Here is an 11,332-nt window from a genome sequence, read left to right on the forward strand (position 1 = left end):
TTGCGTTATATTCCAATGAATATAACACTATTGCATTTTGCTCAAGAGCGCCAAGGCTTCGCCGTGCGCCGCCTGAAGCTTCGCCGCATAGGCCTCGGCATTGCCGGGCCCGTTGTAGACGGTGGCGAAGCCTTTCCAGTCCCGGGTGCGGAGGGTGTCGAGAATTCCCTTTGCGGCGCAGAAATCGAAGAAGGCCAGCACCTGCCAGCGCTCCGAGCGCCCGAAGGCCCGGACCATCGCCTCGGCGGAGTCATAGCCGACCAGCGCGTGATTGAAGCCCATGATCTGCGGCCCGCCGAAGCTCGCGCACTGGCAGGCAATCTCTCCGCCGGCGAGGCGCCTGGCCAGCGCGAAGGCCTCATACTCCCCCTCCTGCTCGCCATGAAAGCGCCGCCATCCGTCGGCGCCGCTCCGCAACCTGTGGCCCTGCCACCTTGCGCCCTCCACGCCCATCCGTCCGCCGAACTGGAAATGCGCGTCGAACGCCTCTTCATTGTCCGTTCCCCAGCGTGCGAAGAACACATGCGGCTCGAAGCGCAGCACGGGCCGGCCGCGCCGGAAGTCAAGCCCGCCGCACTCGACCGTCCACACCGCCAGCATGGCGGCAGGCTCGAGACCGGCGATGCGGCCGGCCCTTTCGAGAAGGCCACCTATTCGGTTCCACATCGCGGCCATGGGCGATCGGGAATCGATCCGGGGCCTTGCCTTGAGGTGATGCCGCGCCAGCCGCGGATCGCTCCGGAAGGCCGTCACGGCGCGGCCTGGATCGACTCGATGTAGCGCATGAGCCCCGCGATGCGGCGCGAGGCGTCGTCGGAGGCCTTCATCGCGTCCTCGATCTTCGTGCTCTTGCCGACGCCCTCGCTCACGAACACGTCGCCCCAGGAAGGCATCTCGCGCGTGCCGTGGCCCTCCGGCATGTCGATGCCGGCGATCGTCTCGAACACCCGGTCTTCCGGAAAGCGCCCGTAGCGCGCCGTGACGAGAGTAAGATCCGAGGGTTTCTTCGCGAGGTGGGAAGCCTGCGGCCCGTCGCCCTTGCCCCATGGCCCGTGGCAGGGGGCGCAGAGCTTCGCGAAATCCGCACGGCCCTGTTCCAGGGCCTCGTCCGCCAAGGCGGCGCCGGAAAGGAGGAAGAGGGCGAGGAGGGCGCGCATCATGGGATCTGGTCGATGTCCTTCAGCATTTCAACGAACCATGGCGTCTTCGGGTCGAAGTGCTTGCCGCCCTTGATCCGCGCGAACTCGATGGCACGCAGTTCGTCCCCTCTCTCCTCGTCATGGCCGATTACGCCGGAGACTCCTTCCAGCGCGGAATCGACGGCGACGTGCACCATGGCGCGGATCAGTTCGAGGTCCGCCTTGTTGGCGGCGGCCGAGCGGCCGAAGTAGCCGGATTTCTGCACCAGCGTCTTGTCCGCGCCGATCTTCTTGGCGAACTGCTTGCCGAACCAGTCGCCCACCTTCACCTGGTCGAGGCGCACGTGGCCGAAGGCGTCGCGCTCCACCTTCTCGCCCTTGGCCTCGAGCTCGGCGAGGATCTCGTGCACCCCCGCGCCCTCGCTCACGAAGATCGAGACCGAGTCCATCTCGTCCATCACGCGCCTCAGCCGCTCCGCCTCGGCCTCGATGTCGATCGGCATTTCGGGGATGTAGACGGCGTCGATGTCCTTGTGGCGACGGTCGAGGTTGAACTCCGGCAGGAACTCCAACGCATCGAGGCGCTCGCGCCAGGCCCGCGCCGTGGCGGCGGTGAGCCAGCCGCAGTTCCGCCCCATCACCTCGTGGATGACCAGCTGCCGCGAGGAGGTGGACTGTTCGTTCACCACGTTCTCGAAGAACAGCGCGCCCTGTTCTGCCGCCGTCCAGGCGCCCAGCGTCTGGCGGATCGGCGCCACGTCGTTGTCGATGGTCTTGGGCAGGCCCACCACGGTGAGCTGGTAGCCGTTGGCGCTGAGATAGGCCGCGAGGTCCGCGGCGGTGGTATTGGTGTCGTCGCCCCCGATGGTGTGCAGGATGGTGACGCCGTCCTTCACCAGCTGGTTCGCCGCCACCTTCAGCGGGTCCTCGCCTTCCTTGACCAGGCCGCGCTTCACGCAATCCGGGATGTTGGTGAGCTTCACACGGCTGTTGCCCAGGGGCGTTCCGCCATGGGCGTGCAGCACATGGGCGCGGCGGCGCACCTCCGGCGTCACCGGAATCGAATTGCCCTGGAGAAGACCCTTGTAGCCCGAGAGATATCCGATGATCGGAGCTTCCGGTGCCAGTTCCGAATAGCGCTCGATCAGGCCCCCGACGGCCGAAGAGAGGCAGGGCGCGAGCCCGCCGGCGGTGAGCATGGCGATCTTGTGGTGGCTGGACATGGGCACTCAACTCCTCGGCATTACAGGGAATTCGAGGGTTAGCATTCCGCGGGGAATTGGCAACCCCGGCGAAATCCATTGAAGGGAGGCCCGGCGATTCCTATCTCAATTCCCGTCAACCCTGAAGGGAGTGAGGCTCTGAGATGACAAACACGGCTTCTGCTGGTTTCGAACCGCGGACGGAAACCCGCGAGCGCCGCTGCGGCGGAACGCTTTCGCGCTGGTCGGCCTGGGAAATCGGCGCGATGGTTGCCGGTTTCGTGGTGTTCTGGCCGCTCGGCCTTATCGCCATCTTCCTCAAGTGGAAGAACGGCGAGATGTGGAGGGGCTCGGCTGAGGGGGGTGCCCCCTGGTCCGGCTTCAAGGCGGGCAGCTTCAAGGCGCCGGATTTCTCCTCCTGGCGTTCTCATGCTTCCTCCTATGGCTTCGCCAGCTCCGGCAACGCTGCCTTCGACTCCTACAAGCGCGAGCAGCTCGCCCGGCTCGAGGAAGAGCGCCGCAAGCTCGAGGAGGACCAGAAGGCGTTCCGCGAATTCGTCGAGAAGGTCCGCCGCGCCAAGGACCAGGAGGAGTTCGACCGCTTCATGGCCGAACGCAACGTTCCCCGCGCCTGAAGCGCGACGCAGGATGAGTGAAGCGGAGAGCCCGGCCCCGGCCGGGCTCTTTCGTTTTCAGAGTTCGGGCTCCTCGCGCGGCTTCTGTTGCGGCACGGGCGCGGCCGGTGGAGCCGGCTCGGCCGGGCGGAAAGGCGGTGGCTTCCGGTCGCCGAACACCGGAGGCCGCGGCGGCGCGCGCGTTGCGGGCTGCTCCGGCGAGCCGGGTGAGGGCGAGTAGGCAGCGGTGATCGCCGCTTGAGAAATGTTGGTTTCGATCACCACGTCCTGCGGGCCGCCGATGAGCACGAGGTGCTCGACGTTGTCCCGCCGCACCAGCACCAGCCGGCGCGTCTTGTCCATCTCGTAATATTCGCTGACCCCGAGGCGCTGACCGCGGCGGCCGCCGCCGAAGCGCGGGCTGAGCGAACGCCACACCGCCATGAGGATGAAGATGAGCACCAGCACCACCGCCGCGGCGATGATGACCTGCATGTTCTCGTTCAGGAACTCCATCGGGCGCACCCTCTCCCCGCTTCAGCCAATGTGCCAGACGGGCGCAGGTTCCGCCGTCCGGGAATGAGGCATGTCGAAAGCTGCATCATTTCGGACTTTGACGCCCGGTTGCGGGTTTGTAAAGGAGTGAGGCGGCGGAGCTTCGGGCGATTTCGATGCAAGGCGATTGGCCTATACTGCCCATGATTCGGGGTGGGCAGAGATGACGGACAGGAACGTGCCGGGCAGGGGCGAACTTGCGGTGCCGGCGGCCTCCGGCAGCGGGCGTGGCCGTACGCTCGCCGTGCTGCTGCTCGCCATCCTCTCCGCCGTCGTCGTGGTGTTCGGGCTGAGGCCGGTGGCTTCCGCCTATCCGATCTGGATCGCCGCGGGGGGCGGGGCGCTGGCGATCTTCGGTCTCCTCGCCGTGTTCGGTCTGCTGGCCGGCGTGTTCCGGCTGAGCGGTGGCGCAGGCGAGCGCGCCTTCCTCGACGCGCTGGCCGATGCGCTGGGCGATCCCATCGTGGTGAGCGACAGCGGCGGCCGCGCCGTCTATGCCAACGCCGCCTATCTTAAGCTCGCCGAGCGCGCCGGCAACGGGCGGCTCGTGGGCATGGACGTGCTGTTCACCCGCTTTCCGGAGTTCTCGGTTCCCATCTACCAGCTCTCCCAGGCGGTGATGGAAGGAAAGAGCGAAATGCGCGAGCTGCGCGTTCCGCCGGGCTCGCCCGCCCCCTGCGCCGCGCCGGACAGGCCAGTCTGGGTGAGGCTCTCGGCGCGGCCCGCCGTGGTGGCGGGCAACAGCTACCGCGTCTGGCGGCTCGAGGACATCAGCGAAGACCGCGCCCGCCAGGAGCTCGCCTTCTCGCGGCTGCAGTTCATCATCACCTATCTCGACAACGCGCCGGCCGGCTTCTTCTCCACCCTCAGCGACGGCCATGTGGACTACATCAACGCCACCCTCGCGCAGTGGCTGGGCATCGACATCACCGAGGCGCAGAACGCCCATCTGACGCTGTCCGACATGCTGGGCGAAACCGCGGCCCGGCTCCTCTCCGGGCTCGAGGCGCGCAAGGGAGGCTCCGTCACCGAAAGCTTCAGCATCGACATCCAGAACGCCGCGACCGGCCGGCTGATCCCGGTGCAGCTCATCCACCACGTCGACTTCGACGCCGAGGGGCAGGCATCGCCCTCGCGCACCATCGTCATCCCCCGCGGCCTCACCGGTGCCCACGGCGGGCGGGCGGAAATCTCCGCTCCGCGCCTCTCGCGCTTCATCAACAACGCTCCGATCGGCATCGCCGAGGTCGACAAGGACGGCACGATCCGCATGGCGAACGCCGCCTTCATCGACCTTTCGCAGAAGGCCAGGCGGGGTGCCGCCCTCGCGTCCGCCATCGTCGAGAGCGAGCGCGCCCGCCTCGAGCAGACGCTCGCCGCGGCCCTTTCGGGCGAGGGCACGCTTCACCGCATCGAGGCCACTGTCGAGGGCCCCGGCCCCCGCAACGTGCTCTTCACCTTCACGAGGCTCGCGGCCGAGGACGACACCGCCGTGGTCTTCGCGGTGGACAAGACCGAGAGCAAGACGCTGGAAGTGCAGCTGGCGCAGAGCCAGAAGCTGCTCGCCGTGGGCCAGCTGGCCTCCGGCATAGCGCATGACTTCAACAACGTGCTCACCCCGATCATCGGCTTCGCCGACCTGCTGCTCGCCAAGATGCGCCCGACGGACCCCGCTTTCGCCGATGTGATGAACATCAAGCAGAATGCCAACCGGGCGGCCAACTTGGTTCGCCAGCTCCTCGCCTTCTCGCGCAAGCAGACGCTGCAGCCCAAGGTGCATGTGCTGACGGAAGCGCTCTCGGACCTCGGCAACCTCCTGGGCCGCGTGCTGGGCGAAAAGGTCGAGCTCCGCATCTCGCATGACCGCGACCTCGGCTTCGTGCTCGTGGATATCCACCAGTTCGAGCAGGTGATCATCAACCTCGCCGTCAACGCGCGCGACGCCATGCCCAACGGCGGCACGCTCACCGTCCGAACCTACAACGTCCCGGTCGAGGCCTCGCGCAGCATCATGCCCTCGCTCATGCCGCCCGGCGAATATGTCGCCTGCGAGGTGGAGGACACCGGAACCGGCATCCCCGAACACATCCGCGAGAAGATATGGGAACCCTTCTTCTCCACCAAGGAAGTGGGCAAGGGCACGGGCCTCGGCCTTTCGACCGTTTACGGCATCGTCAAGCAGACCGGCGGATTCATCTTCTGCGACAGCGAGATGGGCAAGGGCACGACCTTCCGCATCTATCTGCCGCGCTACTATCCCGAGGAGACGCAGGCCCCGGCGGCGGACGAAAAGCCCGCTGAAGCGCCCAAGCGCGCCGACTACACCGGAAAGGAACGGATCCTCCTCGTGGAGGACGAGGACGCGGTCCGCGCCTTCGCGCTCCGGGCGCTCACCTCGCGCGGCTACACCGTGGTTGAGGCGGACTCGGGCGAGAGCGCCATCGAGAAGATCGACGGGGACGAGCGCGGCTTCGACCTGATCATCTCGGACGTCGTGATGCCCGAGATGGACGGCCCCACGCTGCTGCGCGAACTGCGCAAGCGCGGGATCGAAACCAAGTTCGTCTTCGTGTCCGGCTATCCGGGCGAGCAGTTCGAGCAGGACCTCGAAGGCCATTCGGGCTTCAGTTTCATGCCCAAGCCATTCTCGCTGAAGCAGCTGGTCGAGAAGGTCAAGGAAGCGATGGAGAGCTGAGGCCCGGATGAAGGACATGCACACACTGGAGCAGCTGGCGGCCGCCCTCGCCTCGGGCCGCGTGAGCGCGCGCGAACTCGTCGAGCGCTCGCTTGCCGCCATCGCCGATCCGGCAGGCGAGGGGGCCCGGGCCTTCATCGCGGTGGATGCGGAGGGTGCGCGCGCCGCCGCCGACCTGATCGACCGGCAGCGCAGGGCGGGCCGCGCCGTCTCGCGCTGGGCCGGCATTCCGTTTTCCTCGAAGGACCTTTTCGATCTCGCCGGCGAGGTGACGCGGGCCGGCTCGAAGGTGCTCGCCGATGCGCCGCCGGCCGGTGCCGATGCGGTGGCGATCGCGCGACTGAAGGCACAGGGGCTGATCGTGATCGGCCGCACCAACATGACCGAATTCGCCTATTCCGGCGTGGGCCTCAACCCCCATTACGGCACGCCGCGCTCGCCGCACGACCGGGCCACGGGTCGCATCCCGGGTGGCTCCTCCTCGGGAGCGGGCGTTTCGGTGGCGGACGGGATGGTGAGCCTCGCCATCGGCACGGACACCGGCGGCTCCTGCCGCGTGCCCGCCTCCTATTGCGGCGTGGTGGGCTACAAGTCGAGCCATGGCCGCGTGCCGCTCACCGGCTGCTATCCCTTGTCCTTCAGCCTCGATTCGATAGGGCCGCTGGCGAACACGGTCGCCTGCTGCGCCAGGGCGGACGCCATCATGGCAGGCGACTGGGACGGCGAGGCGCCGGAGCGCGAGGCCTCGGGCCTCAGGCTCGCGCTGCTGAAGGATTTCGTCATGGACGGGCTGTCGCCCGAAGTCGAGAGGGCCTTCGGCAGCGCGCTCGAGGCAATTGCCGCTGCCGGTGCAAGGATCACCGAGATCGGCTTTCCGGAACTGAAGGAAATCCCCGTCCTGAACTCCAAGGGCGGCATCCTGGCTTCCGAGGCCTGGGCCTTTCACCGCGCCACGATTGCCCGGGCCGGCGCGGCTTACGACCCCCGGGTGCGGGCCAGGCTGGAGATGGCGCAAGGCATCACCGCGGCGGACTACCTCGACTACCACGCCCGGCGGCGGGAACTGATCGGTCTGTTCGCGCGCCGCTTCGAGGGGCTGGACGCGGTAATCCTCCCCACCACCCTCAATACCCCTCCCGCCCTCGCCGAACTGGCGGAGGACAGGGACTACCTGAAGTTCAATGCCATGAGCCTCCGCAACACCACCGTGGGCAACTTTCTCAATGGCTGCGCCATCTCGCTGCCGATGCGGGGAACCGGGGAGGCGCCCTGCGGCTTCATGGCCATGGCACCCTGGGGCCGCGACCGTAGCCTGTTCGGTGTCGCCGCGGCCCTGGAAAAGGTGCTTTCGACGGTCCGGAGCTGACGGACGATTCGCGCATGGCGGGAAGCGTGCGCCGTGTCGTGGGGCCTGGAAGCGGCGTTAGCCCGCGTTCCCGTGCGTTCCTCTTTCGTGCGGATGAAAAGCCAGCGTTTTCAATGGCGCAAGAGGGTTCCACTTTTCCCTTGCGGACTGAACGGAAATGGAACATATTACGAACACTGATGGCGCGGCGACACCGAAGATGCCTCCGGTGGACCCAGGGAACATGAAGGAGTAAACCGATGGCGCAGTCGAATCTTCGGGTCGTTGAGAATTCCATGGACAAGAACAAGGCTCTGGACGCCGCGCTGAGCCAGATCGAGCGGGCGTTCGGCAAGGGCTCCATCATGAAGCTCGGCGCCTCGACGGCCCTCGAGATCGAAGCGATTTCCACCGGATCGCTGGGGTTGGACATCGCGCTCGGCATCGGCGGCCTTCCCAAGGGCCGCATCATCGAGATCTATGGCCCTGAATCCTCGGGCAAGACGACGCTCGCCCTGCAGACCATCGCGGAGGCCCAGAAACGTGGCGGCATCTGTGCCTTCATCGACGCCGAGCACGCCCTCGACCCGGTCTATGCCCGCAAGCTGGGCGTCAAGGTGGACGATCTCCTGATTTCCCAGCCCGATACCGGCGAGCAGGCGCTCGAGATCGCCGACACTCTGGTGCGCTCCGGCGCGGTTGAGGTGCTGGTGATCGACTCGGTCGCGGCGCTGACGCCGCGCGCCGAACTCGAGGGCGAGATGGGCGACCAGCTGCCCGGCCTACAGGCCCGCCTGATGAGCCAGGCGCTGCGGAAGCTCACCGCCTCGATCTCCAAGACCAACTGCATGGTCATCTTCATCAACCAGATCCGCATGAAGATCGGCGTGATGTTCGGTTCGCCCGAAACCACCACGGGCGGCAATGCGCTGAAATTCTACGCCTCCGTGCGCCTCGACATCCGCCGTATCGGCGCCATCAAGGACCGCGACGAGGTGGTGGGCAACCAGACCCGCGTGAAGGTGGTCAAGAACAAGGTGGCCCCACCCTTCAAGCAGGTGGAATTCGACATCATGTACGGCGAGGGCATCTCCAAGGTGGGTGAGCTCATCGACCTTGGCGTCACGGCCGGCGTGGTCGAGAAGTCCGGCTCATGGTTCTCCTACAATGGCGAGCGCATCGGCCAGGGCCGCGAGAACGCCAAGACCTTCCTGCGCCAGAACCCCGACATGGCACATGCCATCGAGTCGACGATCCGCTCCAATGCCGGCATCCTCGCCGCGGCGCTCAGCAATGCCGCCGAGAAGGACGACTCCGCCGCGGACGAGTGACATCTTCCCCAGGATTCCGGACGCCACCCGCCCAATCCGGCGTCCGGACGCTCACGGTGTGCCCCACACCGCTTGGCAAACGGCGCCCTCCGCTTCCCCACGGAGGGCGCTCGTCCGTTGAATGAGGGGCCTTCTGGCCCCAGATCTCTCCTTATTCTGGACAGGGCGCGCCGGCGCCATTAAAGACCGCCCGATTTCAACCATCAGATTGCCGGGCACCACATGACAGGGCTTGCACAGATCCGCTCCACCTTCCTCGACTTCTTCCGGCGTCAGGGGCACGAGATCGTTGCCTCGTCGCCGCTCGTTCCGAGGAACGACCCGACGCTGATGTTCGCCAATTCGGGCATGGTGCAGTTCAAGAACGTGTTCACCGGCGTCGAGAAACGGCCCTACAGCCGCGCCACCACGGCGCAGAAATGCGTGCGCGCCGGCGGCAAGCACAACGACCTCGACAATGTCGGCTACACTGCCCGCCACCACACCTTCTTCGAGATGCTCGGCAATTTCTCCTTCGGCGACTATTTCAAGGCCGAGGCGATCGAATGGGCCTGGACGCTGGTGACGCGCGAGTTCGGCCTGCCGAAGGACAAGCTCACCGTCACCGTCTTCTCCGAGGACGACGAGGCGCATGCGCTGTGGCGCAAGATCGCCGGCCTGCCGGACAGCCGCATCATCCGCATACCGACGTCCGACAATTTCTGGTCGATGGGCGATACCGGCCCCTGCGGCCCGTGCTCGGAGATCTTCTACGACCATGGCGACAAGATCTGGGGCGGGCCTCCGGGCTCGGCCGAGGCGGACGGCGACCGCTTCATCGAGATCTGGAACCTCGTCTTCATGCAGTTCGAGCAGCTCTCGAAGGAGGAGCGCGTGCGACTGCCCAAGCCCTCGATCGACACCGGCATGGGTCTCGAGCGCATCGCGGCGGTGCTGCAGGGCACCCATGACAATTACGAAACCGACCTTTTCCGTGCACTGATCGCCGCCATCGTCGAGAAGACGGGCGTTCCGGCCGAGGGCGAGGCCAAGGCCTCGAACCGGGTGATCGCCGACCACCTGCGCGCCTCCTCCTTCCTCATCGCCGACGGCGTTCTGCCATCGAACGAGGGCCGTGGCTACGTGCTCCGCCGCATCATGCGGCGCGCCATGCGCCACGCCGAGCTGCTCGGTGCGCGCGAGCCGCTGATGCACCGGCTGGTGCCGGCGCTGGTGCGCGAGATGGGAGCGGCCTATGGCGAACTGGTGCGGGCCGAGGCGCTCATCACCGAGACGCTCTATCTCGAGGAGACGCGGTTCAAGAAGACGCTGGAGCGCGGGCTGAGGCTGCTCGACGAAGGCTCGGCGGGGCTCGGCCAGGGCGACGTCTTCTCCGGCGAGACCGCCTTCAAGCTCTACGACACCTATGGCTTCCCGCTCGACCTGACGCAGGACGCGCTGAAGCCGCGCGGCATCAAGGTCGATACGGCGGCCTTCGAGGCGGCGATGGACGCCCAGCGCGAGGAGGCCCGCAGGGCCTGGAAAGGCTCGGGCGAGGCCAAGACCGAGACCGTCTGGTACGAACTCCGCGAGAAGCTCGGCGGCACCGAGTTCCTCGGCTACGACACCGAGACGGCGGAGGGAATCGTCCGCGCCATCGTGGTCGAGGGCAAGGAAGCCGAAAGCCTTGGCAAGGGCCAGAAGGGCGCGCTCATCGTCAACCAGACACCCTTCTACGGGGAGTCCGGCGGCCAGACGGGCGACCACGGCGTCATCCGCACGGCGGAAGGCGCGGTGTTTCGCGTCACCGACACGCAGAAGCGCGTGGGCGATGTGATCGTCCACATCGGCGAAGTGGAGCAGGGGACGATCACCCCCGGGAACGCGGTGGAACTCGCCGTCGATCATGCCCGCCGCTCCGGCAACCGCATCCATCACTCGGCCACACATCTCCTGCACGAGGCCCTGCGGCTGACGCTCGGCACGCATGTGGCGCAGAAGGGCTCGCTCGTCGAGCCGAACCGCCTGCGCTTCGACATTTCCCACAACAAGGCGATGTCGCATGACGAGATCGCGCAGGTGGAGGCGATTGCCAACGAGATCGTGCTGCAGAACGACCAGGTGAAGACGCGGCTGATGAGCGTCGACGCGGCGATCGCCGAAGGTGCCATGGCGTTGTTCGGCGAGAAATACGGCGACGAGGTGCGCGTCGTGTCGATGGGCCGCAACAGCCATGGCGCGGGCCGGCCCACCTATTCGCTCGAACTCTGCGGCGGCACGCATGTCTCGCGCACCGGCGACATCGGCCTCATCAAGGTCGTCAGCGAGAGCGCCTCCGCCGCCGGCGTGCGCCGCATCGAGGCGCTGGCGGGCCCCGCCGCGCGCGCCTATCTCGAGGAGCAGGACCGGCGCGTGCAGGCCGCCGCGGCGGCCCTCAAGGCGCCGGCCTCCGAGATCGTCACCCGCATCGAG

General features: G+C 66.9%; 9 protein-coding genes. 5 read left to right on the top strand and 4 right to left on the bottom strand.

The window, feature by feature from the left end:
- Positions 1-27 precede the first annotated feature (27 nt).
- The 3 genes from ACK4HL_RS05950 to ACK4HL_RS05960 are packed head-to-tail and all read right to left on the bottom strand — an operon-like array spanning position 28 to position 2,362.
- Positions 28-753 (bottom strand): N-acetylmuramidase domain-containing protein, encoded by a 726-nt coding sequence (locus ACK4HL_RS05950; RefSeq protein WP_409757146.1) that lies wholly within the window; start codon positions 751-753, stop codon positions 28-30.
- Positions 750-1,160 carry a c-type cytochrome gene (locus ACK4HL_RS05955; RefSeq protein WP_409757148.1) on the bottom strand — a complete coding sequence of 137 codons (411 nt, stop codon included), beginning with the start codon at positions 1,158-1,160 and terminating at the stop codon, positions 750-752. The genes ACK4HL_RS05950 and ACK4HL_RS05955 overlap by 4 nt, the downstream gene beginning before the upstream one ends.
- Positions 1,157-2,362: a pyrophosphate--fructose-6-phosphate 1-phosphotransferase gene (locus ACK4HL_RS05960; protein WP_409757150.1), complete on the bottom strand. Its 1,206-nt coding sequence runs from the start codon at positions 2,360-2,362 to the stop codon at positions 1,157-1,159. The genes ACK4HL_RS05955 and ACK4HL_RS05960 overlap by 4 nt, the downstream gene beginning before the upstream one ends.
- A 143-nt stretch (positions 2,363-2,505) precedes the next feature.
- Here ACK4HL_RS05960 and ACK4HL_RS05965 point away from each other — a divergent pair, with 143 nt between their 5' ends.
- The gene (locus ACK4HL_RS05965; protein WP_409757152.1) at positions 2,506-2,976 is read left to right on the top strand and encodes a DUF2852 domain-containing protein; all 471 of its coding nucleotides are present in this window, start codon (positions 2,506-2,508) and stop codon (positions 2,974-2,976) included.
- A gap of 57 nt (positions 2,977-3,033) precedes the next feature.
- On the opposite strand, the gene ACK4HL_RS05970 is transcribed toward ACK4HL_RS05965, so the two are convergent.
- Positions 3,034-3,471, bottom strand: a complete 438-nt coding sequence (locus tag ACK4HL_RS05970; RefSeq protein ID WP_409757154.1) for a hypothetical protein — start codon at positions 3,469-3,471, stop codon at positions 3,034-3,036.
- Between the two features lie 202 nt (positions 3,472-3,673).
- Here ACK4HL_RS05970 and ACK4HL_RS05975 point away from each other — a divergent pair, with 202 nt between their 5' ends.
- From ACK4HL_RS05975 to alaS, 4 genes are all read left to right on the top strand, one after another.
- Complete coding sequence (locus ACK4HL_RS05975) at positions 3,674-6,205, top strand: response regulator (protein WP_409757156.1); 2,532 nt, start codon at positions 3,674-3,676, stop codon at positions 6,203-6,205.
- Between the two features lie 7 nt (positions 6,206-6,212).
- Positions 6,213-7,571, top strand: a complete 1,359-nt coding sequence (locus ACK4HL_RS05980; protein ID WP_409757158.1) for an amidase — start codon at positions 6,213-6,215, stop codon at positions 7,569-7,571.
- Between the two features lie 239 nt (positions 7,572-7,810).
- Positions 7,811-8,881, top strand: coding sequence for a recombinase RecA (gene recA, locus ACK4HL_RS05985; RefSeq protein ID WP_409757160.1), 1,071 nt, complete (start codon positions 7,811-7,813; stop codon positions 8,879-8,881).
- A 222-nt stretch (positions 8,882-9,103) separates the two neighbouring features.
- Positions 9,104-11,332, top strand: a 2,229-nt coding sequence (gene alaS / locus ACK4HL_RS05990; RefSeq protein ID WP_409757162.1) for an alanine--tRNA ligase, incomplete at its 3' end; no start/stop codon positions are given.

This window comes from Aestuariivirga sp., assembly GCF_046294715.1.
Lineage (GTDB): Bacteria > Pseudomonadota > Alphaproteobacteria > Rhizobiales > Aestuariivirgaceae > Aestuariivirga.